General features: G+C 58.8%; 23 protein-coding genes. 6 read left to right on the forward strand and 17 right to left on the reverse strand.

Annotation, left to right across the window (positions count from 1 at the left end):
• Positions 1-86 precede the first annotated feature (86 nt).
• From AC1MEW_RS09720 to AC1MEW_RS09780, 13 genes are all read right to left on the reverse strand, one after another.
• Positions 87-470 (reverse strand): DMT family transporter, encoded by a 384-nt coding sequence (locus tag AC1MEW_RS09720; RefSeq protein ID WP_480426170.1) that lies wholly within the window; start codon positions 468-470, stop codon positions 87-89.
• 31 nt (positions 471-501) lie between these two features.
• Complete coding sequence (locus AC1MEW_RS09725) at positions 502-876, reverse strand: DMT family transporter (RefSeq protein ID WP_090188490.1); 375 nt, start codon at positions 874-876, stop codon at positions 502-504.
• A gap of 256 nt (positions 877-1,132) precedes the next feature.
• Complete coding sequence (locus AC1MEW_RS09730; protein WP_201193861.1) at positions 1,133-1,462, reverse strand: GlpM family protein; 330 nt, start codon at positions 1,460-1,462, stop codon at positions 1,133-1,135.
• Between the two features lie 8 nt (positions 1,463-1,470).
• The gene (gene aauR / locus AC1MEW_RS09735) at positions 1,471-2,751 is read right to left on the reverse strand and encodes a two-component response regulator AauR (protein WP_242486338.1); all 1,281 of its coding nucleotides are present in this window, start codon (positions 2,749-2,751) and stop codon (positions 1,471-1,473) included.
• 44 nt (positions 2,752-2,795) lie between these two features.
• A complete protein-coding gene (gene aauS, locus AC1MEW_RS09740; protein ID WP_201206350.1) occupies positions 2,796-4,697 on the reverse strand; it encodes a two-component sensor histidine kinase AauS in 1,902 nt (633 codons plus the stop codon).
• Positions 4,698-4,936: 239 nt separating this feature from the next.
• Positions 4,937-5,671 (reverse strand): amino acid ABC transporter ATP-binding protein, encoded by a 735-nt coding sequence (locus AC1MEW_RS09745; protein WP_201206348.1) that lies wholly within the window; start codon positions 5,669-5,671, stop codon positions 4,937-4,939.
• Complete coding sequence (locus tag AC1MEW_RS09750; protein ID WP_416350755.1) at positions 5,668-6,339, reverse strand: amino acid ABC transporter permease; 672 nt, start codon at positions 6,337-6,339, stop codon at positions 5,668-5,670. The genes AC1MEW_RS09745 and AC1MEW_RS09750 overlap by 4 nt, the downstream gene beginning before the upstream one ends.
• Positions 6,339-7,085, reverse strand: a complete 747-nt coding sequence (locus tag AC1MEW_RS09755) for an amino acid ABC transporter permease (RefSeq protein ID WP_201206344.1) — start codon at positions 7,083-7,085, stop codon at positions 6,339-6,341. Before AC1MEW_RS09755 ends, AC1MEW_RS09750 begins: the two co-directional genes overlap by 1 nt.
• Before the next feature lie 217 nt (positions 7,086-7,302).
• Complete coding sequence (locus AC1MEW_RS09760) at positions 7,303-8,217, reverse strand: glutamate/aspartate ABC transporter substrate-binding protein (RefSeq protein WP_201256404.1); 915 nt, start codon at positions 8,215-8,217, stop codon at positions 7,303-7,305.
• Positions 8,218-8,647: 430 nt separating this feature from the next.
• Positions 8,648-10,186, reverse strand: coding sequence for a glycerol-3-phosphate dehydrogenase (gene glpD, locus AC1MEW_RS09765; RefSeq protein ID WP_201206340.1), 1,539 nt, complete (start codon positions 10,184-10,186; stop codon positions 8,648-8,650).
• A gap of 335 nt (positions 10,187-10,521) precedes the next feature.
• A complete protein-coding gene (locus tag AC1MEW_RS09770; RefSeq protein WP_027922833.1) occupies positions 10,522-11,277 on the reverse strand; it encodes a DeoR/GlpR family transcriptional regulator in 756 nt (251 codons plus the stop codon).
• A 95-nt stretch (positions 11,278-11,372) separates the two neighbouring features.
• On the reverse strand, positions 11,373-12,878 hold the full coding sequence (gene glpK / locus AC1MEW_RS09775; RefSeq protein WP_480426171.1) for a glycerol kinase GlpK: 1,506 nt from the start codon (positions 12,876-12,878) through the stop codon (positions 11,373-11,375).
• 75 nt (positions 12,879-12,953) lie between these two features.
• Entirely contained in the window at positions 12,954-13,805 is an 852-nt protein-coding gene (locus AC1MEW_RS09780; RefSeq protein WP_201206336.1) for an MIP/aquaporin family protein, read from the reverse strand.
• Between the two features lie 372 nt (positions 13,806-14,177).
• On the opposite strand from AC1MEW_RS09780, the gene ybaK reads away from it, so the two are divergent.
• A complete protein-coding gene (gene ybaK / locus AC1MEW_RS09785) occupies positions 14,178-14,648 on the forward strand; it encodes a Cys-tRNA(Pro) deacylase (RefSeq protein WP_201256405.1) in 471 nt (156 codons plus the stop codon).
• Between the two features lie 93 nt (positions 14,649-14,741).
• Positions 14,742-15,524 (forward strand): PhzF family phenazine biosynthesis protein, encoded by a 783-nt coding sequence (locus AC1MEW_RS09790; RefSeq protein ID WP_480426172.1) that lies wholly within the window; start codon positions 14,742-14,744, stop codon positions 15,522-15,524.
• A gap of 115 nt (positions 15,525-15,639) precedes the next feature.
• On the opposite strand, the gene AC1MEW_RS09795 is transcribed toward AC1MEW_RS09790, so the two are convergent.
• Both AC1MEW_RS09795 and argF read right to left on the reverse strand, forming a co-directional pair.
• Complete coding sequence (locus AC1MEW_RS09795; protein ID WP_480426173.1) at positions 15,640-16,749, reverse strand: ABC transporter ATP-binding protein; 1,110 nt, start codon at positions 16,747-16,749, stop codon at positions 15,640-15,642.
• A complete protein-coding gene (argF, locus tag AC1MEW_RS09800) occupies positions 16,746-17,666 on the reverse strand; it encodes an ornithine carbamoyltransferase (protein WP_201206331.1) in 921 nt (306 codons plus the stop codon). The genes AC1MEW_RS09795 and argF overlap by 4 nt, the downstream gene beginning before the upstream one ends.
• 407 nt (positions 17,667-18,073) lie before the next feature.
• Here argF and AC1MEW_RS09805 point away from each other — a divergent pair, with 407 nt between their 5' ends.
• The 3 genes from AC1MEW_RS09805 (at position 18,074) to grxD (ending at position 21,043) form a co-directional block, all read left to right on the forward strand.
• Positions 18,074-18,364, forward strand: a complete 291-nt coding sequence (locus AC1MEW_RS09805) for a hypothetical protein (RefSeq protein WP_480426174.1) — start codon at positions 18,074-18,076, stop codon at positions 18,362-18,364.
• A gap of 134 nt (positions 18,365-18,498) precedes the next feature.
• Complete coding sequence (locus tag AC1MEW_RS09810) at positions 18,499-20,604, forward strand: molybdopterin oxidoreductase family protein (RefSeq protein ID WP_480426175.1); 2,106 nt, start codon at positions 18,499-18,501, stop codon at positions 20,602-20,604.
• Between the two features lie 97 nt (positions 20,605-20,701).
• Entirely contained in the window at positions 20,702-21,043 is a 342-nt protein-coding gene (grxD, locus tag AC1MEW_RS09815) for a Grx4 family monothiol glutaredoxin (RefSeq protein ID WP_122840070.1), read from the forward strand.
• A 162-nt stretch (positions 21,044-21,205) separates the two neighbouring features.
• Here grxD and bfr read toward each other — a convergent pair whose 3' ends face one another.
• Together bfr and AC1MEW_RS09825 are read right to left on the reverse strand one after the other, a co-directional pair.
• Entirely contained in the window at positions 21,206-21,679 is a 474-nt protein-coding gene (gene bfr, locus AC1MEW_RS09820; RefSeq protein ID WP_149657986.1) for a bacterioferritin, read from the reverse strand.
• 199 nt (positions 21,680-21,878) lie between these two features.
• Positions 21,879-22,097: a bacterioferritin-associated ferredoxin gene (locus tag AC1MEW_RS09825; protein WP_008057530.1), complete on the reverse strand. Its 219-nt coding sequence runs from the start codon at positions 22,095-22,097 to the stop codon at positions 21,879-21,881.
• 317 nt (positions 22,098-22,414) lie between these two features.
• On the opposite strand from AC1MEW_RS09825, the gene AC1MEW_RS09830 reads away from it, so the two are divergent.
• The gene (locus tag AC1MEW_RS09830) at positions 22,415-23,017 is read left to right on the forward strand and encodes a peroxiredoxin (RefSeq protein ID WP_038981872.1); all 603 of its coding nucleotides are present in this window, start codon (positions 22,415-22,417) and stop codon (positions 23,015-23,017) included.
• The last annotated feature ends 44 nt before the right edge of the window (positions 23,018-23,061 follow it).

Consider the following 23,061-nt stretch of genomic DNA (forward strand, 5'->3'; position numbering starts at 1 on the left):
CCAATGTGATTCTACTGACAGATTGCTGGGGCCGCTGCGCCCCCCGACGGGAGCAAGCTCCCTCGCCACAATGGATCGCGTAGCCCTCAGGTTTGTTCGCCTTCCGCCAACAACGCAATCCCACCAATAATCACCGCCACGCCCACCCAGTGCAGCAGGCTGATCTGCTCGCCCAGCCCCAGCCACGAACCCAACAACACCCCGACGAATACCAGCGAACTGAGCGGAAACGCCAGGGACAGACTGCTGCGGCGCAAAATCAGCATCCACACGAAGAACGCGCCGATGCCGCAGCCCACCGCAAACAGTACGCCGGGGTCGACCACGACCGACTGCAACCATTGCAGGGTGAAGGTCATTTGCCCGATTTGATCGCCGCCCACCTTGGTCGCGATCTGCCCGGCACTCTCCAGAAGAATCAACAGCGCCCAGAGCACTACAGTGCCGAATCGCCCGTGCAGCCAATCCATCGAGTTGTTCCTTTTGCTGATCAATTGAGCGTCAGGCATGGCCGGCACACACGAGCATCACGCCCACCGTAATCACCAGGGTTGCAAGCCAGCGTCGGCGGCTGACGGTTTCACCGAGCACCACTTTGCCCGCCAGTACCACGCCGCAATAGGCCAGGGCTCCTGCGGGGAACAACAGGCTCAGAGGCGCGCGGGACAGGGCTTCCAGCCAGACGAAAAACTCCAGCGCATAAGCGCCGATACCGGCCCACAGCAGCGGTGCGTTGAACACCTGGCCCCAGAACGCGTTCAGCCGGAAACCGCCTTCCAGTTCTGGCAAACGGTCCAGGCCGAGCTTGAAGCAGAGCTGGCCGATGACGTCCAGCACGATGGAAAAGGCGACCAGCAGCACGACGGTCAGCGTCAGGTCGGGATCTAAGAAGGTCACGGTCAGGATTCACCCTTTGGCGGGCGCTCTCAGACACCAGGGTTCATCACACATGAAGGCCGGCCGAGAGGGCTTTGGGGGTAAATGCAAGGGACGGGCCAGTCATCAGCGCCGCAGTCCCAATGTGGGAGCGGGCTTGCTCGCGAAGGCGCTGTGTCAGTCAACAATGATGGCAACTGACCCACCGCCTTCGCGAGCAAGCCCGCTCCTACATTAGATTTTGGTGATCAACTGGTCAGGCGTGGACGCGTACCCAAACGCTGACGAGCACGGTCGCGGCGATCAACCAGCCTACCGCAGCCACCGCCAACGAAGCCTCCAACCGCATCCGGTCGACCATCACGTACAACGTCGCCAAATAGACGAAGTACGGAATGATCGACCACATGCCAAACACGATGGTGGTCTTCAAATCATCTACCGAACGACCCTTTCCAACGATGTAATGCGCAATCAAGGCAAAGGTTGGAAACAGCGGCACCAAGCCTGCGATGTAGTAGTTTTTGGTTTTGGCCAGCGCGGCGAGGATCAACACCACCCCCGCGCCCAGAGCAGCCTTGAGAATCAGGTCCATCAGTGGCTCAACCCATACTTCTTAACTTTATCGAACAGCGTGGTCTTGGCCATCCCCAGTTCCAGGCTGGCCTGGGTCAGGTTGCCGCCGCTGCGTTGCAAGGCGTCGTTGAGCAAGTTGCGTTCGAAGGCTTCCACCGCTTCGGCGAAGGCCAGGCCCTGATTGCTGCCGCTGGCACCGGACTTCTTGAAGGCTGGCAGACCGAGGGCAAAACGCTCGGCGACGTTGCGCAGTTCGCGCACGTTGCCCGGCCAGTCGTGGCTCATGAGGTTGGACAGGGTCTGGTTATCCAGGTCCGGCACCGCGCGGTCAAAACGCAGGGACGACTGCTGCAGGAAATGCTCGAACAGTTGCAGGATGTCTTCGCGACGTTCGCGCAGTGGAGGCAGTTCCAGGGTCACCACGTTGAGACGGTAATACAGGTCGCTGCGGAACTCGCCAGCCTTGCTCGACTCATCCAGATCGGATTTGGTCGCTGCAATCACCCGGCAATCCACCGCCACGCTCTGGTTCGAACCGAGGCGTTCGAGGGTACGTTCCTGCAACACCCGCAGCAGTTTGATCTGCAACGGCAACGGCATGCTTTCCACTTCGTCGAGGAACAGCGTGCCGCCATCGGCGTGTTCGATCTTGCCGATCCGCCGTTTGCCAGCGCCGGTGAAGGCGTTGGCTTCGTGGCCGAAGATTTCGCTTTCGAAGAGGTTCTCTGGCAGGCCGCCGCAGTTCAGCGCGACGAATTGCTTGGTGTGCCGACGACTGAAGTCATGCAGGCAACGGGCGACCAGTTCTTTACCCGTCCCGGTCTCGCCTTCAATTAGCACGTTGGCCGAGGTATCGGCGACGTTGGCGATTAATTCGCGCAGGTTCTGCATCGCAGGCGAGCGGCCGATGATCCGGCCCTCGAGGGAATCACGCTCGGCGAGTTGCCGGCGCAGCGACGAGACTTCACGGGCCAGACTGCGTTGTTCCAGCGCTCGCCGGGCGACGTCTACCAGACGTTCCGGGGAGAACGGTTTCTCCATGAAATCGTAGGCGCCTTTCTGCATCGCGCCGACGGCCATGGAGATGTCGCCGTGGCCGGTGATCAGCACCACCGGCAGGCTGCGATCCCGGGCCTTGAGCCGGGTCAATAATTCCAGGCCATCGATGCCCGGCAGGCGGATATCGCTGATGACGATGCCGGCAAAGTTCTCGCCGACTCGCTCCAACGCTTCTTCGGCGCTGCCCACGCCGACGCAGGGAATGTCTTCCAGGGTCAGCGCCTGTTGGCAGCCGAGCAACACATGGGGGTCGTCTTCGACGATCAGCACACTAAGGTCGTTGTTCATATTGGCTCGGCGGGAGTGGGGCTTACCAACGGTAAACTGAGGACGAAGGTGGTGCCACCGCTGGCCGGGTGTTCGACACCCAAGTGGCCGCCAGTGGCCGCGGCCAGGCTGGCGGAGAGGGTCAGGCCGAGGCCCAGGCCCTGTGCGCCGGGTTTGGTGGTGAAGAACGGTTCGAACAAATGCTTGCGCGCTTCGGCGTCGATGCCGTGGCCGTTGTCGCGCACCCGCAGGCGATATTTGCCGTCGAACTCTTCGCCTTCCAGCCACAGTTCCGGTAGCGGTTGGGCCTGCATGGCGTCGAGGGCATTGCCGATCAGGTTGACCAGAATCTGTTCAAGCCGCGTCTGGTCGATCTGCACCTGCACATCTTTGAAGTCGCGATGCGGTTGCAGGTGAGCGCTTTCCACCCGACTGCCGAGCAGTTGCAGCGCCGCGTCGACGGCTTTGCCCAGACTGGCCTGGCCCTTGTCATCGCCGCGTTTGGCGAAGGAGCGCAGGCTGGCGGTGATCCGGCCCATGCGGTCGATCAGTTCGTTGATGGTTTTCAGGTTGGTGCTGGCGACGTCCAGCTGACCGCGTTCGAGGAAGCGCACGGTGTTGCCGGACAAGGTCCGCAGCGCGGCCAGTGGCTGGTTCAATTCGTGGGCAATGCTGGTCGACATCTGGCCGATGGCCGCCAGTTTACCGGCCTGGACCAGTTCATCCTGAGCCCGGCGTAACGTCTCTTCGGCCTGGCGGCGTTCGCGGATCTGACCTTTGAGCCGTTCGTTGCTGGCCCGCAGGTCGGTGGTGCGTTCGGTAATCCGACGCTCCAGTTGATTGTTGGCTTCCTGCAAGGCTTCCCGGGCGGCGAGGCGGGTGGCGATGACCTTGCGCCGTTCGTTCCAGGCAATCAGCAGGAACGCCACCAAGGCAAACGCCACGGCCACCAGAATCCCCTGATTGATTGCTTCACGACGTAAGTCTGCCAGCGGCGTGAGCAGGGTGAAATTCCACGGGGTGTCGCTCAAGGGCCGGGTCTGGGCCAGGTAGGTGATGTCTTGTTCGTCGGAGGCCAGTTCGCTGTTGGCGGGGAACGTCAGTTTCTCCACGCCTTCGGCCAGGGTTTCGCGGGCCAGGGGTTGCAGTTCGTTCAGCGGGAACCAGTAGTACTGAAGGCTGCGGGCGAGTTTTTCCTTGGTCTCGTCGCTCAGCGGCACCACTGACTTGAGCCGCCGCGCCGGATCGCTGGAGAGAATGATGATGCCGTTCTCGTCGCTGACGAAGGCTTCCAGGCGCGCGCGCTGCCAGCGTTCTTCCATGGCTTCGAGACGCACCTTGACCACCGCGACGCCGATGATCTTGCCGTGTTCTTCGAGGCCGTGAGCCAGGTAATAACCGGGTTCGCCGTTGGTGCTGCCGATGCCGTAGAACCGCCCCGGCTGGCCTCGGATGGCATTCTGGAAATAGGCACGGAAGGACAGGTCTTCACCGAGGTAACTGTCGACATCGCGCCAGTTGCTGGAGGCCAAAACGCGACCGGTGGTGTCCATCACATAGATAGCCCGACTGCGGCTGCGCCGGTTCAGGCCTTCAAGGTAATCGTTGACCGTTTGCCGGGTTTGCGGCGTTGGGTCGTCGAGCAGTTTTGAAACACTGGATTCAAGTTCCAGCAGGCTGGGCAGGTAGGTGTACTTGCTGATCTCGCTCTCGACGGCGCGGGCGTGCAGTTCCAGCTGACGCTGGCCGTTCTCGCTGAGGCTGCGAATCCCGTAGTGCTCACTGACCCAGAAGCCGATGTAACCCAACCCGATCATCAGGGCGATGACCAGCGGCGGCAGGAACAGATGGCGAATCAGACGGGGTTTCACGGCGAGTGATGGCGGCGCGGCGCGATAGAGAGTGGGGTCGCATTTCATCACAGATGCCTTGGGTCAACCACAACACAAATCTAGAAGCCACCGCCGATCCAATGTGGGAGCGGGCCTGTGGTGAGGGGGCTTGTCGGAACGCCGCATCGCCCCGTTCGGCTGCGAAGCAGTCGTAAACCCATTGCATGCGGTTTAACTTTGAAATGCCGGGGCCGCTTCGCGACCCAACGGGGGCAAGCCCCCTCACCACACAAACCCGCTCCCACAGTTGGGGAGCGGTGCCTTTCTTAGTGCTGCAAAATCTTCTCGAGGAAGTGCTGCGCACGCTCGGAGCGGGCGTTGATGTCGCCGAAGAACTCCTCTTTCGGGCAGTCTTCAATGATCTTGCCAGCGTCCATGAAGATCACCCGGTCGGCCACTTTACGGGCGAAGCCCATTTCGTGGGTCACACACATCATGGTCATGCCTTCCTGGGCCAGTTGCACCATCACGTCGAGCACTTCGTTGACCATTTCCGGGTCGAGGGCCGAGGTCGGTTCGTCGAACAGCATGACGATCGGGTCCATGGCCAGCGCACGGGCAATCGCCACACGCTGTTGCTGGCCACCGGAGAGTTGGCCCGGATGCTTGTGAGCGTGGGCCGACAAACCGACGCGCTCCAGCAATTGCAGGCCTTTCTTGGTGGCTTCTTCCTTGCTGCGGCCCAACACCTTGATCTGCGCGATGGTCAGGTTTTCGGTGATAGTCAGGTGCGGGAACAGCTCGAAATGCTGGAACACCATGCCCACCCGCGAACGCAGTTTCGGCAGGTTGGTCTTTGGGTCGGCGATGGACGTGCCATCGACGATCACGTCGCCTTTCTGGAACGGTTCGAGCGCGTTGACGCATTTGATCAGGGTCGATTTGCCTGAGCCCGACGGGCCACAGACCACAATTACTTCGCCTTTTTTGACCTCGGTGCTGCAATCAGTCAGTACCTGGAAGTCGCCATACCACTTGTTGATGTTCTTGATAGAGATCATACGGCAAACCTTTTTTGCAGACGCTTGACCAGCAGCGAGGCGGCAAAGCTGATTGTGAAGTACACGAGACCTGCGAAGATCAGGAACTCATTGGAGCGGCCGATGATGTCGCCACTGGCGCGCGAGGCATTGAGGAAGTCCACCAGGCCGACGGTGTAGACCAGCGAGGTGTCCTGAAACAGGATGATGCTTTGTTGCAGCAACAGCGGGGTCATCTTGCGAAACGCTTGCGGCAGGATGATCAAACGCATCATCTGGCCGTAGCTCATGCCCAGTGCCTGGGCTGCGCCCATCTGGCCCTTGGGAATCGACTGCACGCCAGCGCGGACGATTTCGCAGAAGTACGCCGCTTCGAACATCATGAACGCCACGATGCACGAGGTGAACGCGCCGATCGGGGTGTCTTCGCCGGTGATCCAGCGCAGCACGAACGGCACCGCCAGGTAGAACCAGGTGATGACCAGCAGCAGCGGGATCGAACGGAAGTAGTTCACGTAGGCGCCGGCAACCCGCGACAGCAGTTTGCTCGACGACAGGCGCATCAGCGCCAGGATTGTGCCGAGGATCAGCCCGCCGATGATGCCCAGCGTCATCAGTTGCAGGGTCATGACCATGCCGTTCCACAGGCCGGGCAGGGACGGAATAATGCCGCTGAAATCGAAATCCATCATTTACCCCCTACGGAGATCAGGCCGGGTACGGCGACTTTCTTCTCGATCAGGCGCATCAGCAGCATCAGGCTCATGTTCAGGGTGAAGTAGATCAGGGTCGCCAAGGTGAAGGCTTCGAACAGGTTGGCGGAGAATTCGGCAGTCTGTTTGGTCTGCGCGAGCAGCTCCATCAGGCCGATCAGCGAGGCCACGGACGAGTTCTTGAAGACGTTCAGAAATTCCGAGGTAAGCGGCGGAATGATGATGCGGTAGGCCTGGGGCAGCAGCACGTTCCAGTAGATCTGCGGCAGCTTGAAGCCCATGGCACGCGCGGCGGATTCCTGGCCACGTGGCAACGCCTGAATGCCGGTGCGCACTTGTTCGCAAACGCGAGCAGCGGTGAACAGACCCAGGCACACGACAACGCTCAGGTAGGCCGAGGTGGTCGGGTTCAGGTCTTGCTTGTACCAGTCCTGCAGGTTTTGCGGCAGCAGATCGGGCACCAGGAAGTACCAGATGAACAGCTGAACCAGCAGCGGCACGTTACGGAAGAGTTCGACGTAGCAGGTCGCGATGCCCGATACGACGCGGTTCGGTACGGTGCGCATGACACCCAGGATCGAGCCCAGCAGCAAGGCAACAATCCACGCCACGACGGCGATGGCGATAGTCCAGCCCAAACCGGAGATGTACCAGTCGAGATAGGTCTCGCTGCCCACGCCGGTGGACTTGAAGAACACGCCCCAGTCCCAGTTGTAATTCATTAGGGTCTCCCCTCGGATCGATCAATGTACAAGTGCCCGCTTGGGGAAGCTCCGTTCCCGCCCAACCTGGGTGGCCTGTGTGGTACAGGCCACTAAGATCAGGCACACGCGATCGGCTCGACAACCACCGGTTCGAGTGTTTCCAGAAAATGCCAGCAGGGAATGACAACCACCTGAAAGGGCAGGCGCCCTCTCAGGAGATAGGGTTAGTCAGAAATCAGGATTTTTTGTCGTCAGCCGCTTTGTCGGTCGGGCTGGCGATCAGCTTCTTGAGTTCGTCGCTCATCGGGAAGTTCAGGTTCAGGCCCTTAGGCGGGATTGGCTGCATGAACCATTTTTCGTAGATCTTGTTGATCTCGCCCGACTTGTAGGTGGCTACGATCGCGTCGTCTACAGCCTTCTTGAATGGTTCGTCGCCCTTGCGGACCATGCAGCCGTAGATTTCGTAGGACTGTGGAGTGCCGGTAACGGCCCAGTCATCAGCCTTCTTGGCCTTGGCCGCTTCACCCGCCAGCAAGGCGTCGTCCATCATGAAAGCAACAGCGCGGCCCGATTCCAGCATCTGGAAGGACTCGCCGTGGTCTTTGGCGGAGATGACGTTCATGCCCATCTGCTTGTCGGCGTTCATCGACTTGAGGATGCGCTCGGACGTGGTGCCCGCGGTGGTCACGACGTTCTTGCCCTTGAGGTCGGCGAAATCCTTATACACGGAATCTTTCTTCGTCAGCAGGCGGGTGCCGATTTCGAAGATGCCGACGGAGAAGTCAACTTGCTGCTGACGCTCGATGTTGTTGGTGGTGGAGCCGCACTCGACGTCCACGGTGCCGTTTTGCACCAGCGGGATACGGGTTTGCGAGGTGACCAGGTTGTATTTGACCTTGAGGTCCGGCAGGTCGAGGTCTTTCTTGATAGCTTCGACGATTTTCAGCTGGATATCGTGGGAGTAGCCAACCGGTTTGCCGGAAGCGTCCGCGATATAGGAAAACGGAATGGAGGCGTCACGATGCCCGAGGGTGATGGTGCCGGACTCTTTGATCTTCTTCAGTGTGCCGGTGAGTTCGGCAGCGAAAACTGGAGTGGTAATCAGAGCGGCAGCAATGGCTGCGCCCAGGATATGGGGAACGATGCGCATCAAATTTTCCTCGACATTGTTTTTTTTATGGAGCCAGTTCGTCGGCCCTTTTGTGCTTCGAGTGCCTGGGTGCTCCTGAAGATTGGGCACGGCAGTACATTCGTCCCAGAGTGTAGAGCATGACTCGTGCCAGGCCAGGTGATGTTGATCAAGGTATTGATTTGTAAGGATATTAAATATTTATGGCGCTGAAAATACCGTCGAATTATCCGGTAAACCGAATCGGCCGACGGGTCGCGTTCGGAAAACCGAATGCAATCCCCCGATATTCCGTAGGAGCGAGGCTTGCCCGCGAAGAACGATAACGCGGTGCTTCAGGCAAGCCGCAGTGACCCCTTCGCGGGCAAGCCTCGCTCCTGCAGTTTTGCCAATAATGCAAAAAGCCCCTGAATCTCACGATTCAGGGGCTTTCGTATAACCGGATTCCCGATCAGGCCGCTTCGATCTTGCTGCGGTTCTGCTCGACCTTGCTCAGGTAGTCCGCGAGCTTCTGCTGTTCGGCTTCGGTGGTGAACAACCCCAGTTTGCTGCGGCGCCACAGAATGTCGTGAGCGGTGGTTGCCCACTCTTCGCTGCACAAGTAATCGACTTCGCGGGTGTAGAGACCGCCGCCGATGTGTTCACCCAGGTCGCTGAGGCTCTGCACGCCTTCGAGCATGCGCCAGGTGCGGCTGCCGTAGCTGGTAGCCCAGCGGCGGGCGATTTCGGTGGGCACCCAGTCGAACGTGTCGCGGATCCGTGCGCTCAAGGCTTGCGGGGTGGTCATGTCTTCGCCGCCGGGCAGGGTGGCCGTCGCGGTCCAGCTTGGCTTGATCTGCGTGAAGTACGGCGCCAGTTGAGCCAGCGCCGACTCGGCCAGTTTGCGATAGGTGGTCAGCTTGCCGCCGAACACCGACAGCAGTGGTGCTTCTTCGCCACTGCCCGACAACGCCAGGGTGTAGTCGCGGGTCACGGCCGATGGATTGTCTGACTCGTCATTGCACAGCGGACGCACACCGGAATAGCTGTGCTGGATGTCCTCGCGGCTGACTTGCTTCTTGAAGTGGGCGTTGACCACTTTGAGCAGATAATCGGTTTCGCCTTCGGTGATCGCCACGGCAGCCGGGTCGCCGGTGTACTCGCGGTCGGTGGTGCCGATCAGGGTGAAATGGTTCAGGTACGGAATGGTGAACACGATGCGCTGATCTTCGTTTTGCAGGATATGCGCGTGTTCGCCTTCGTACAGTTTTGGCACGATCAGGTGGCTGCCCTGGATCAGGCGGATACCGTACGGCGAATCCATTTTCAGGTCGTCACGAATGAACTTGGCGACCCACGGGCCGGCGGCGTTCACCAGCGCCTTGGCGCGGATCGAAAACAGGCTGCCGTCAGCACGTTCCAGATTCAGGTGCCACAGGCCCTTGGCGCGACGGGCGCTGACGCAACGGGTCTGGGTGTGAACGTGGGCACCTTTCTCGCGAGCGGCCATGGCATTCAGGACCACCAGGCGGGCATCGTCGACCCAGCAATCGGAGTATTCGAAGCCTTTGGTGATTTCGCTTTTCAGCGGGCTGTCCGGACCGAACTTCAGGCTTTTCGAGCCTTCGAGTTTTTCGCGTTTGCCCAAATGATCATAAAGGAACAGGCCGGCGCGGATCATCCACGCAGGGCGCAGGTGCGGGCGATGTGGCAGCACGAAGCGCATCTGCTTGACGATGTGCGGGGCCTTGGCCAACAGCACTTCGCGCTCGGCCAGAGCTTCGCGTACCAAGCGGAATTCGTAATGTTCGAGGTAGCGCAGGCCGCCGTGGATCAGCTTGCTGCTGGCGGACGAGGTGTGGCTGGCCAGATCGTCCTTTTCACAAAGGAACACCGAAAGACCGCGACCGGCGGCATCCGCTGCAATCCCCACACCATTGATCCCACCACCGATGACGGCGATATCGTAGACCTCGGCGAGAGGGGGAGTAGGCAAGGTAGAAGTGGGCATCGGCTGGCCTCGGGCTTTTATGATTTTCGATATTTGAATTCGAACATTAATGTTCATTTGCGAAAATGGTAGCCCATAAAGGCGCCCACAGCTAGTCAACTTCGATTGAAAATACTGATCGAAGGGCCATTAAAGGAAAATTTACGAACATTGAGCGAGGGTGGTGAGTGCTTCTGTGGCGAGGGAGCTTGCTCCCGCTGGGCTGCGAAGCGGCCCTAAAATTGGCAATTGCGGTATTTCAGAAAGAACCTGTCGTCTGATTTGCGTCTGCTGCGCAGCCGAGCGGGAGCAAGCTCCCTCGCCACAAGGGAGCGCACTGCTTTCGAAAGGGGGGGTTAAACCACTTCCAGCCGAATCTTGTGCTGACTCAACAGCTGCGCCAGCGCCGGAACGGGCTGCTGATCAGTCACCAGGCAATCGATCAAACTGATCGGCCCCAAACGAATCATGGCATTGCGCCCGAATTTGCTGGAGTCCGCCGCCAGAATCACTTTCCGGGCGTTGGCGATGATCGCCTGGGACACCCGCACTTCCTGGTAATCGAAGTCCAGCAGGCTGCCGTCTTCATCGATACCACTGATGCCGACGAGGGCGAAATCAACCTTGAACTGGTTAATGAAGTCGACACTCGCCTGGCCCACCACACCGCCGTCACGCCGCACGTTACCGCCGGTCAGCAGGACATCGAAATCGTCCTTGGCACTGAGCATTGAGGCGACGTGCAGGTTGTTGGTGATGATTTTCAGGTGATTGTGGTTGAGCAGCGCCCGGGCAATCGATTCGGTGGTGGTGCCGATATTGATGAACAGCGAGGCGTGATCGGGGATCTGGGCCGCAATGGCTTCGCCGATACGCTGCTTTTCATCGCGCATCTGGTCGGCGCGCATGGCGTAGGCGGTGTTTTCGACACTGGAGTCGTAGGCTGCGCCGCCGTGGTAGCGACGCAATAAATTGGCTTCCGCGAGCTGATTGATATCGCGGCGAATGGTTTGCGGTGTAACGACGAACAGCGTAGCCATTTCCTCGATGCTGACATAGCCGCGTTCGCGGACCAGCTCGAGGATTTGCTGCTGACGGGGAGGCAGATTCATGGGGCTTCCTTTGGGCTGCCGTGCAAAATTTGCCCATGATGCCGCAGGAATCTGCTCCCTACCAGTTACATACCGATACGAGTACTTACGTTGGCTTATTCAGCGCCTTCATGAGGTTCCCAGTCGCGGGTGCGGCTGACGGCTTTTTTCCAGCCTGCATAGAGTTTTTCCTTCGCGGTTTCTTCCAGGGCCGGTTCGAATTCGCGTTCGATGACAGCCTTGCCGCGCAACTCGTCCAGGCTGCCCCAGAAACCGCACGCCAGGCCGGCCAGGTAAGCGGCGCCCAGTGCCGTGGTTTCGCGCATTTGCGGACGCTCAACCTGCGTGCCGAGGATGTCGGCCTGGAACTGCATCAGGAAGTTGTTCGCTACCGCACCGCCATCCACGCGCAGGGCTTTCAGGCGTTCGCCGGAGTCCTGTTGCATGGCGTCGAGCACGTCACGGGTCTGGTAGGCGATCGATTCGAGTGCGGCACGAATGATGTGATCCACGCGTACGCCGCGAGTCAGGCCGAACAGTGCGCCACGGGCATACGGGTCCCAGTACGGAGCGCCCAGACCGGTGAAGGCCGGCACCAGGTACACGCCGTTGCTGTCCTTGACCTTGCTGGCGAAGTATTCGGTGTCGGTGGCATCGGCGATGATTTTCAGTTCATCACGCAGCCACTGCACGGTCGAACCACCGTTGAACACCGCGCCTTCCAGCGCATAAGCCACTTCGCCGCGAGGGCCGCAAGCGATGGTGGTCAGCATGCCGTGCTTGGACTTCACGGCTTTGTCGCCGGTGTTCATCAGCAGGAAGCAACCGGTGCCGTAGGTGTTTTTCGCCTGGCCTGGCTCGACGCACATTTGGCCGAACAGGGCAGCCTGCTGGTCGCCGGCAATACCGCCGATGGCGATGCCGCTTTTGGTGTGGCCGTAGATTTCGGACGACGACTTCACTTCCGGCAGCATTTCGCGCGGGATATCCAGCACGTCCAGCATCTTCGCATCCCACTCCAGGGTGTGGATGTTGAAGAGCATGGTGCGAGAGGCGTTGGTGTAGTCAGTGACGTGGACTTTGCCGCCGGTAAATTTCCAGATCAGCCAGCTGTCGATGGTGCCGAACAGCAGTTCGCCGTTGCGCGCACGTTCACGGCTGCCTTCGACGTTGTCGAGGATCCACTTCAGCTTGGTGCCGGAGAAGTACGGGTCGGTGACCAGGCCGGTGGTGTCGCTGATGTATTGCTCGTGGCCATCGCGTTTGAGTTGTTGGCAGATCTCGGTGCTGCGGCGGCACTGCCAGACGATCGCGTTGTAGATCGGGCGGCCGGTGGTCTTGTCCCAGACCACGGTGGTTTCGCGCTGGTTGGTGATGCCGATGGCCGCCACCTGGTCATGATGCAGGCCGGCTTGAGCCAGGGCCTCGACCATCACGGCACTTTGGGTCGCGAAAATTTCCATCGGGTCATGCTCGACCCAGCCGGCTTGCGGGTAGTGCTGGGCGAATTCACGTTGTGCGGTGCAGACCACGTTCGCGTCGCGGTCGAAAATGATCGCGCGGGAGCTGGTCGTACCCTGATCGAGGGCAATGATGTAGTTCTTATTCTGAATGTCGGTCATGTCGATTGCCTTGGACGAAATAAGGAGGTGAGGTCAGGCGCGCGATCAAATGGGCAGGATCGCGCGCCAACGGTATCAAGAGGTTCTTGGTTTGCCGTCAATGGCCGGTGTTGCGTCCTTTGTAGCAGGTTCGGGAGTCGGCAGATGACGGGCAATCAGCCCGCGATAGCCAGCAGCACCGAGGCAGGCACCGACAATCGGTGCAAAAATCGGAATCAGGAAGTACGGGATATCGCGTGCGCCGGTGAAGGAAACTTCACCCCAGCCTGCGAAGAAAGTCATTAGCTTGGGACCGAAGTCACGTGCCGGGTTCATCGCGAAACCGGTGAGCGGGCCCATCGAGCTACCAATCACCGCAATCAACAGGCCGATCAGCAGCGGCGCCAGCGGACCCTTTGGCAAGCCGTTGTTGTCGTCGGTCAGGGACATGATCACGCCCATCAGGATGGCGGTGATGATCATTTCAACCAGGAACGCCTGGGCAGTGGACAGGGCCGGGTTCGGGAAAGTGGAGAACACCGACGCCAACTCAAGGCTTGCTTGAGTGCCACGCACCATGTGGTGAGTTTGTTCGTAATCGAGGAATAGATTGCTGTAGAGCGTGTAAACCAACAGCGCGCCGCAGAATGCACCGGCGATTTGGGAAAGGATGTAGAAGGGCAGTTTGCGCTTTTCGAAGTCAGCGAAAATGCTCAGGGCGATACTGACTGCAGGATTGAGGTGAGCCCCGGAAACCCCGGCGGTCAGGTAGATCGCCATGCTGACGCCTACGCCCCAAATGATGCTGATTTCCCATAGACCAAAACTGGCACCCGCGACCTTGAGCGCGGCAACGCAACCCGTACCAAAAAAGATCAATAGTGCAGTACCCAGGAACTCGGCCATGCATTGGCTCGAGAGCGACGGTTGTTTCAAAGCAGTTGTCATCGAAAACCTCATTTTTTTGTTGTTGTCTGGCGCTTTATCATCTTGGTCAAAGCGCGATTTTCACCGAGGCAGGATCCCCATCCTGATCTTGGTTTACTGCCGAGTACTACTTCGGGATCATTCCTACAGTATTCGCATTCGAAAAAATATAGACAAGAAACGCTGATGTCAAAGGTCGAAAGTGAACCATCAGTCATATTTAAGCTATTCGTCGCATCAATGATCGTGTGGGTCACTGATAGAAGGGGTTGCGACCTAATGGAAACGGGCGGTTCCAAGCCTTTGAAACAGTGCCGTAATAGAGCCTTCTGTTGATCAATGATCTAGAATTCTGAGCAGTATTTTTCTTCTGTCGCCGAGCCTGGAGATGCCATGACCCCCGCATTGGATTTGTTGAAAAAAGTTCGTGCCGAACATTACGTGCACAGTTACGAACATGATCCGAAGGCAGCGTCCTACGGTCTGGAGGCCGCGGAAAAGCTGGGTTTGGATCCAACAAGGGTGTTTAAGACCTTGCTGGCAGCCAGTGAAAAGGGCGAATTACTGGTGGCGGTGGTACCGGTCGTCGGAAGTCTGGATTTAAAGCACCTGGCGCACGCGGCCGGGGTGAAAAAAGTCGAAATGGCCGACCCGGCGGCGGCACAACGGGCGACGGGTTATCTGTTGGGCGGCATCAGTCCGCTGGGGCAGAAGAAGCGACTGCGCACTTTTATCGATAACTCGGCTCAACCCTTCGCCAGTATTTTTGTCAGCGCCGGGCGACGTGGTCTTGAAGTCGAATTGGCGCCTGCGGTCCTGGCCGAACACACCCAGGCGAAGTTCGCCGATATCGGTCGGGTTTGAGTCGACGCTGTATGGTGCAAATTTGCCTGGTCTGTCACTGGCGCCTGTTGAACGCCAGCTTCATGCTCGGTGACCAGACTTAGGGAGTCAGTTATGCAGCTTGAATTTCATCAGGTCGACGCGTTCAGTGATCGGCCGTTCAGTGGTAACCCGGCGATGGTGTATCGCCTCGATGCCTGGCTCGCCGATGAGCTGATGCAGAAAATCGCCGCCGAACACAACCTCGCCGAAACCGCCTTCGTGGTACGTGAAGGCCTGGTCTGGCATATCCGCTGGTTTACCCCGGCAACCGAAGTGCCGCTGTGCGGGCATGCGACCCTGGCCAGTGCGTTCGTGCTGTTTGAAATCTATAAAGAACCGGCCGAACGCCTGGACTTCATCTGCAAGTCCGGCCCGCTGAGTGTCAGCCACGAAGGCGAGCGGTTGTGGCTGGACTTCCCGGCGCGAGTGCCGACGGAAGTCGGCGTGACCCTGGACGTCGAGCGCGTCCTGGGCGTGGAGGCGGTGGATGTGCTGGGTTCGAACGAGCTGTTGGTGGTTCTGGAATCCGAGCAGGCCGTGCTCGATTGCAAACCAGACATGGCTGCCCTGGCAAAACTGCCATGGCCCGGTGCAATCGTCACCGCCAAGGGAGGCAAGCATGACTTTGTGTCCCGGTACTTCGCGCCAGCAATCGGCATCAACGAAGACCCTGTGACCGGCTCAACCCATTGCAGTTTGATTCCGTACTGGTCGAAGCGCTTGGGCAAGTCGAGTCTGACGGCGTATCAGTGCTCGGCGCGCGGCGGTGAGTTGTTTTGTCGGCTGGAAGGGGATCGGGTGAAGATCGGGGGGAATGCGACGCTGGTCGCGAGCGGAACGCTGCACCTCGGCTGACCCAAATCTAATGTGGGAGCGGGCTTGCTCGCGAAAGCGGACTGTCAGTCGACATCATCATTGACTGATACACCGCTTTCGCGAGCAAGCCCGCTTCCACATGGGTCCGTGTTTTTCAGCTAACGGTGCTGTACCGCCGCACGCCGGATTCGACCAGCGGAATCTGCGCCGCCGTGCTGCCAGATGCCTGGAACAGCACCAGATGCTCAGCCGCCACACGAATGCCCACTTGAGCACCTACCTCATGGTCGGCATGGCTCGGGAAGATCGATTCCAGCTGTGCGCCGGTTGGCATCTGCAAGCGGTACAAGGTCGACGCACCGAGGAACGTCTTGCCAACAATGCGTGCTTTCAAGGTGCTGTCCGGCGCATAAACGATATCGTCCGGGCGCAACAACACATCCACCGCGCCGCCAGTTGGCCAGGTGTAGGCGCGATTGCCGCGCAACTCACCGAGCTCGGTCTGCACCGACTCCGGGCTGCTTAGCTGGCCACGAATGAAGTAGCCCTGGCCAATAAAACTGGCCACAAACGGTGTCAGCGGTTCGTGATACAGGTTGTAGGGAGTGTCCCATTGTTCCAGGCGACCTTCCTTGAAAACCCCGACATGATCGCTGACAGCGAAAGCTTCTTCCTGGTCGTGAGTCACTAGAATTGCACTGGTGCCACGGGCCTTGAGAATGTCGCGTACTTCATGGCTGAGCTTGCGCCGCAATTCGCCATCGAGGTTGGAGAACGGTTCGTCGAGCAGCAACAGTTGCGGCTCCGGCGCCAGGGCGCGGGCCAGGGCAACGCGTTGCTGCTGGCCACCGGACAACTCGTGGGGAAAGCGCTTGCCGAGGTTCTTCAGGTTGACCAGTTCCAGCAACTCTTCGGTGACGCGATCCTTTTGCGGATGCTTGCGAATCCCGAAGGCAATGTTCTCGGCCACGCTCAAATGCGGGAACAGTGCGTAGTCCTGGAAGACCATGCCGATCCGGCGTTTCTCCGGGGCGAGGGTGAAACCGGCGCTGGAGATGGTCTCGCCAGCCAGCTGGATTTCACCTTCGTGCACCGGTTCAAAACCAGCGATGGCCCGCAGGGTGGTGGTCTTGCCGCAGCCCGAAGAGCCCAGCAGACAGCCGATGTCGCCGGCATTCAAGTGCAGGTTGAGGTTCTGCACAACTCGCTGGTCCTGATAGCCGCAGGCAAGGTTGCGCAGATTGAGCAGTAATGGCTGACTCATGCGTGGTGGTACGCCGGCGCGACCAGAAACTCCAGCAGGGCTTTTTGTGCGTGCAGACGGTTTTCCGCCTGGTCCCAGGCAACGGAGCGCGGGTCATCCAACAGATCGACGCTGATTTCTTCGCCACGGTGGGCCGGCAGGCAATGCATGAACAGCACATCCGCAGCGGCTTGGTCGAGCAGGGCGCGGTTGACCTGGAACGGTGCGAACAGCTTCAGGCGCTTGGCGGTTTCTTCTTCCTGGCCCATGGAGGTCCAGACGTCAGTGCTGACCAGGTGGGCGCCGCGCACGGCATCCAGAGGATCGCGGACAATGGTCACACGATCGCCGGCCTTGGCCACGAATTCAGCGTTTGGTTCGTAACCTTCCGGGCAGGCAATACGCAACTGGAAGTCGAACTGGATCGCGGCTTCTATATAGCTGTTGCACATGTTGTTGCCGTCGCCGATCCAGGCCACGGTCTTGCCCTGGATCGAGCCGCGATGCTCAAGGAAGGTTTGCATGTCGGCCAGCAACTGGCACGGGTGCAAGTCATCGGACAGGCCGTTGATCACCGGTACGCGGGAGTTGGCGGCAAATTCAGTGAGGGTGCTGTGGGCGAAGGTACGGATCATCACCGCGTCGAGCATGCTCGACATGACAATCGCGCAGTCGCCGATCGGCTCGCCACGACCCAGTTGGGTATCGCGCGGCGACAGGAAAATCGCCTGGCCGCCGAGCTGGATCATGCCCGCTTCGAAGGAGATGCGAGTACGGGTCGAGGACTTCTCGAAAATCATCCCCAGGACACGGTTTTTCAAAGGCTCGAACAGTACGCCGCGGTTACGCAGGTCTTTGAGCTCAACGCCTCGACGGATCACGCTGACCAGCTCTTCGGGCGTGCAATCCATCAGGGAGAGAAAGTGCCTTGCGCTCATCATTGACTACCTTTTTGCTACAGACCGCAGATGCTCAAAGCCTTGTTTAATTGAAAAACGGGCGAGACCTGCGGCGTAAGCCGCACGGGGCGACGAAATAGGGGAAGGCGCGATCTTATAATTAAATGTCGCGTCTTACCAATAGGGCTACAGTTTTTAGGGGAGTTCAGAGGGGCTACGGGGTGACCGCAGTAGCGCTTTTGAAGCCTGTTTCCTGAAAGCAGCCCGTCATTTGTACACCGGGCTCGTCGGGCATTGCAATCAAACGGGGCGGGGACGGCATAGCGATAGTCGGTTTCTGACCTATGATTCGTGATACGTAGTGGCACTGTGTCTCGTCTGAAACATTTGCTAATGCAAAGTGCTGGGTTATAACTACCTCACGAGCGACGCAGGAAGGCTTAAGAATGGAATCGAAAGAACAGCAATTGATGGCACTACTCGGTCTCACGGCCCGCTCCCTGACTCACCTCACGGCATCCATGACCTCAATGTCCTTTGAGTTGATGCGCAGTGACGACGAAGTGACAAAGGCCGCGGGTCGCCGGATGATCGACCGCATGGCCACCATCAGCACCGGGCTCGATGAACATTGGCGGCTGATCGGCGAACTCACCGGCGTGCATGTCGCCCACGAGGAGATCGAAACCGTCCAGGAGATTCAGATGCAGTTGCCTGCCCGGTTGCCGCCGAACTGATTCCCCGCGGCCATCGGCTGGCCTGATGGTTGCCGATTCACAAGACGAACGTCGCTGGCGCAGCGACGGGGCAGGCGCCATAGTTTTGTTCCCGCGGCCGATATTGCCCGCCCAGAACAAAACAGAGACTGGCCATGACCAAGACTCTCCATCACCGTGCCTGCCACCTGTGTGAAGCCATTTGCGGCCTGACCATCGAAACCACCGAGGCCGAAGGTCGCGTGCAGATCACCTCGATCAAGGGTGATCCGCAGGATACGTTCAGCCGCGGGCACATCTGCCCCAAAGCCGTAGCCCTGCAAGACATCCAGAACGACCCGGATCGCTTGCACCAGCCGATGCGCCGGGTCGGCAGCGAATGGCAGGCCATCGCGTGGGAAGACGCCTTCAACCTTGTAGCCGAACGCTTGGCTGCGATTCAGGCGCGTCATGGACAGAACGCGGTGGCGGTTTATCAAGGCAACCCCAGCGTGCACAACTATGGGCTGATGACTCACAGCAATTACTTTCTTGGCCTGCTGAAAACCCGTAACCGGTTTTCTGCGACCTCGGTCGATCAGTTGCCTCATCACCTGACCAGCCATTTGATGTACGGCCACGGCTTGCTGTTGCCGATTCCGGATATTGATCACACCGATTTCATGTTGATCCTGGGCGGTAATCCGTTGGCGTCCAACGGCAGCATCATGACCGTGCCGGATGTGGAGAAGCGGCTGAAAGCGATTCAGGCCCGGGGCGGCAAAGTAGTGGTGGTTGATCCACGCCGCAGCGAAACGGCAGCGATTGCCGATCAGCATCTGTTCGTGCGCCCCGGTGGCGATGCGGCGTTGTTGTTCGGGATGCTCAATACGTTGTTTGCCGAAGGCCTGACCCGCGACAGCCATTTGCCAGTGGATGGTCTAGACGAGGTGCGTGCGGCGGTCGCGGGCTTCACGGCCGAGGTCATGAGCCCACTGTGCGCCGTTCCCGCCGAGCAGATTCGCCAATTGGCCCGAGACTTTGCGGCAGCGCCGACGGCGGTCTGCTACGGCCGCATGGGGGTTTCGACTCAAGCCTTCGGTACGTTGTGCCATTGGGTGGTGCAGTTGATCAACCTGGTGACCGGCAACCTCGACCGGGTCGGCGGTGCACTGTGCACTGAGCCGGCGGTGGATCTGGTGGCGTCGACTTCGGGTGGGCATTTCAATCTATGGCAGAGCCGGGTGTCCGGACGTCCCGAGTTCGGCGGCGAATTGCCGGTGTCGGCGCTGGCCGAGGAGATGCTCACCGGCGGGGAAGGGCAGGTTCGTGCGCTGATCACCGTGGCCGGCAATCCGGTGTTGTCGACGCCCAATGGCCGGCAACTTGAGCAAGCGCTGGACGGGCTGGAGTTCATGGTCAGCATCGACCTCTACATCAATGAAACCACCCGTTACGCCGACCTGATCCTGCCGTCGACCTCAGCCCTGGAAAACGATCACTACGACACCACGTTCAACATGTTTGCCGTACGTAACGTCACGCGCTTCAACCGGGCGATCCTCGCCAAGCCGGAGGGCGCGCTGCATGACTGGGAAATTTTCGTCGGTCTGGCCAAGGCCTTTGCCGCGAAGACCGGCAAGGAGCTCAAACCGACCATTGCCCCGGCACAAATGATCGACCGTGGCTTGCGGATGGGGCTGTACGGCGATGCGTCGGAGCACAAGTTGTCGCTGGAGTCTTTGTTCGATCATCCTCACGGCGTTGATTTGGGCGCGCTCAAATCCAACCTGGCACCACGGCTCAAAACCGCGAACCAACATGTCCAGGCCGCGCCGGCAGTGATCCTTGCAGATCTGGCCCGGTTTGCATCGCTGCAAGCACCGGCTGCTGATGAACTGTTGATGATTGGCCGACGGCATGTGCGCAGCAACAACTCGTGGATGCACAACTATCACCGTCTGGTGAAGGGCAAGCCGCGGCATCAACTGTTGATGCATCCGGATGACCTCAGCAGTCGTGGGCTTAGCGATGGGCAGCGAGTACGGGTCAGTTCGCGGGTTGGCGTGATCGAAGTTGAGGTGCTCGGCAGTCTGGATATGATGAGAGGCGTGGTCAGCCTTCCGCACGGTTGGGGCCATGCGCGCCCAGGCGTGCAGATGACGATTGCCAGCAGCCAGCCCGGGTCTAGCGCCAATGACCTGACTGACGAATGTCAGCTCGACGAGTTGTCGGGGAATGCGGCGCTCAATGGTGTGCCGGTGACCGTGGCAGCCGCTTGAGCGTGTCTGTCGGGGAGACCGAGCATGGCGCTCGGGTTTCCGTTACAATGCGCCACCGTGCCGACCCTTGAGTCGGAAAGTTCAGCCGAGGTGCTCCATGGATATCATCGAAACGATTAAAGAGCAGATTGCTAACAACACCATTCTGCTTTACATGAAAGGCTCGCCGAATGCCCCGCAGTGTGGCTTCTCCGCAAAAGCCGCGCAGGCCGTGATGGCATGTGGTGAAAAGTTTGCTTACGTGGACATCCTGCAGAACCCGGAAATCCGCGCCAACCTGCCAAAGTACGCGAACTGGCCAACCTTCCCGCAACTGTGGGTCGGTGGTGAGCTGGTCGGCGGTAGCGACATCATGACCGAGATGGCTGCAGACGGTTCGCTGCAAACCACCATCAAGGCTGCTGTCGAAGCTGCTGCTGCGACCAAGACCGAAGCCTAAAGCGCAGGCTCCCTTGTAGGAGCTGCCGAAGGCTGCGATCTTTTGATCTTCAAGATGTAAAAAAGCCCCGCCTCTCGAAAGAAGGCGGGGCTTTTTATTGCACTTAAGAAGTTACTGCACTATTGCGGCTGCAATCGCCAAGATCGCAGCCTGCGGCAGCTCCTACTCTTCGCCCATCTGCGATTGCAGATAGTTCTCAAGACCGACTTTATCGATCAGGCCCAGTTGGGTTTCCAGCCAGTCGATATGTTCTTCTTCGGATTCAAGAATATCTTCAAGCAGTTCACGGCTGCCGAAGTCGCCGACGGTTTCGCAATGCGCGATCGCGACCTTGAGATCCGCATGACCGGTGCGCTCGATACGCAGGTCACACTCAAGCATTTCCTTGGTGTGCTCGCCGATGTGCAGCTTGCCCAGGTCCTGGACGTTCGGCAGGCCTTCAAGGAACAGAATTCGCTTGATCAGCTTGTCGGCGTGCTTCATCTCGTCGATGGATTCTTTGTACTCATGCTTGCCAAGCTTGTTCAGGCCCCAATCTTCGTACATGCGCGCATGCAAAAAGTATTGATTGATCGCGACCAGCTCATTGGCAAGGATCTTGTTGAGATGCTGGATGACTGTAATGTCGCCTTTCATGATGGGGTCCTGCCCTTTATTAACTGACTATAAGGCAGAGTTTGAGCCGCGTATTTAAGAGTGTCAAACCTAAGTTATTGAAACTTATATGAAAATTAATCGGAATAAGAATGTTTGTGTTCCGCGTCTAGTACCTAAGCGGTTGATTTTCAGGCATAAAAAAACCGGACATGAGTCCGGTATTTTTGAAATACGGTAATTACGCAGCAGTAAATTCAACAGGAAATGGAATAGCGGCCTGGGCCGTTTGCAGCTTGGTCAGGGTTTCACGCACCACTTCCTTGGCAAGGCAGGCGCATTTACCGCATTGACTGGCTACGCCGGTGGCCTGACGGACTTCCTTGTAGCTGCAGCAACCTTCATAGATTGCATCGCGGATTTGACCGTCGGTGACGCCAGTGCAGAGGCAGACATACATAAAGTGAGAACCGTCGCTGGTTGTGACTCAATTGCGATGGATCTTAATGTTAACGAGAATGATTGTCAAAGTGGTTTCTGAAAGCTTTGCGTTATAAGTGCACATGACTGACGAACGGTTTTCCCGCTGGGCAATCCGCCAGTAAGCGTGGCGAGGGCAAATGAACCCGCCAGTGAAAAACCGTTAAGGACAGCTCAAATGTGCCGTGTATGATGTTCGGTCCTTGCGAAGCAGGTTCGTGTCACAGGGATGTCGCTTGAGGGTGGCAAGCTGACGCGGACCCAGTGCTTCACGTTATTTTGACCAGGAGATATCCAATGAGCGTACTCGTAGGCAAACAAGCCCCTGACTTCACCGTACCGGCCGTACTCGGCAATGGCGAAATCGTAGACAGCTTCACCCTGTCGTCGGCCATCAAAGGCAAATACGGCCTGGTGTTCTTCTACCCACTGGACTTCACCTTCGTTTGCCCGTCCGAGCTGATCGCGCTGGACAACCGCATGGGTGACTTCGCAGAGCGCAACGTGGAAGTGGTCGCGGTGTCGATCGACTCGCACTTCACTCACAATGCATGGCGCAACACCCCGGTGAACAATGGCGGTATCGGCCAGGTTCGCTACACCATGGCTGCCGACATCAAGCAGGAAATCATGAAGGCCTACGACGTTCAGTCCGCTGACGGCGTGGCATTCCGTGGCGCGTTCCTGATCGACGACAAAGGTGTTGTCCGCTCGCAGATCATCAACGACCTGCCGCTGGGCCGTAACATGGAAGAGCTGATCCGTCTGGTTGACGCTCTGCAATTCCACGAAGCGCACGGCGAAGTTTGCCCTGCCAACTGGAAAAAAGGCGACAAAGGCATGACCGCTTCCACCGAAGGTGTTGCGGCTTACCTGACCGAGCACGCTGCGGCGCTGTAAGCCCAAGCGTCAGGCATAAAAAAACCGGCCGCCAAGGCCGGTTT

The organism is Pseudomonas sp. ASL4 (genome assembly GCF_056680395.1).

Excerpts from the sequence above, each read along its gene's own strand:
- AC1MEW_RS09720 (WP_480426170.1), bottom strand. The coding sequence starts at position 470 with ATGGATTGGCTGCACGGGCGATTCGGCACTGTAGTGCTCTGGGCGCTG.
- aauS (WP_201206350.1), bottom strand. The coding sequence starts at position 4,697 with ATGAAATGCGACCCCACTCTCTATCGCGCCGCGCCGCCATCACTCGCC.
- AC1MEW_RS09745 (WP_201206348.1), bottom strand. The coding sequence starts at position 5,671 with ATGATCTCTATCAAGAACATCAACAAGTGGTATGGCGACTTCCAGGTA.
- AC1MEW_RS09750 (WP_416350755.1), bottom strand. The coding sequence starts at position 6,339 with ATGGATTTCGATTTCAGCGGCATTATTCCGTCCCTGCCCGGCCTGTGG.
- AC1MEW_RS09755 (WP_201206344.1), bottom strand. The coding sequence starts at position 7,085 with ATGAATTACAACTGGGACTGGGGCGTGTTCTTCAAGTCCACCGGCGTG.
- AC1MEW_RS09760 (WP_201256404.1), bottom strand. The coding sequence starts at position 8,217 with ATGCGCATCGTTCCCCATATCCTGGGCGCAGCCATTGCTGCCGCTCTG.
- glpD (WP_201206340.1), bottom strand. The coding sequence starts at position 10,186 with ATGCCCACTTCTACCTTGCCTACTCCCCCTCTCGCCGAGGTCTACGAT.
- AC1MEW_RS09770 (WP_027922833.1), bottom strand. The coding sequence starts at position 11,277 with ATGAATCTGCCTCCCCGTCAGCAGCAAATCCTCGAGCTGGTCCGCGAA.
- glpK (WP_480426171.1), bottom strand. The coding sequence starts at position 12,878 with ATGACCGACATTCAGAATAAGAACTACATCATTGCCCTCGATCAGGGT.
- AC1MEW_RS09780 (WP_201206336.1), bottom strand. The coding sequence starts at position 13,805 with ATGACAACTGCTTTGAAACAACCGTCGCTCTCGAGCCAATGCATGGCC.
- ybaK (WP_201256405.1), top strand. The coding sequence starts at position 14,178 with ATGACCCCCGCATTGGATTTGTTGAAAAAAGTTCGTGCCGAACATTAC.
- AC1MEW_RS09790 (WP_480426172.1), top strand. The coding sequence starts at position 14,742 with ATGCAGCTTGAATTTCATCAGGTCGACGCGTTCAGTGATCGGCCGTTC.
- AC1MEW_RS09795 (WP_480426173.1), bottom strand. The coding sequence starts at position 16,749 with ATGAGTCAGCCATTACTGCTCAATCTGCGCAACCTTGCCTGCGGCTAT.
- argF (WP_201206331.1), bottom strand. The coding sequence starts at position 17,666 with ATGAGCGCAAGGCACTTTCTCTCCCTGATGGATTGCACGCCCGAAGAG.
- AC1MEW_RS09805 (WP_480426174.1), top strand. The coding sequence starts at position 18,074 with ATGGAATCGAAAGAACAGCAATTGATGGCACTACTCGGTCTCACGGCC.
- AC1MEW_RS09810 (WP_480426175.1), top strand. The coding sequence starts at position 18,499 with ATGACCAAGACTCTCCATCACCGTGCCTGCCACCTGTGTGAAGCCATT.
- grxD (WP_122840070.1), top strand. The coding sequence starts at position 20,702 with ATGGATATCATCGAAACGATTAAAGAGCAGATTGCTAACAACACCATT.
- bfr (WP_149657986.1), bottom strand. The coding sequence starts at position 21,679 with ATGAAAGGCGACATTACAGTCATCCAGCATCTCAACAAGATCCTTGCC.
- AC1MEW_RS09825 (WP_008057530.1), bottom strand. The coding sequence starts at position 22,097 with ATGTATGTCTGCCTCTGCACTGGCGTCACCGACGGTCAAATCCGCGAT.
- AC1MEW_RS09830 (WP_038981872.1), top strand. The coding sequence starts at position 22,415 with ATGAGCGTACTCGTAGGCAAACAAGCCCCTGACTTCACCGTACCGGCC.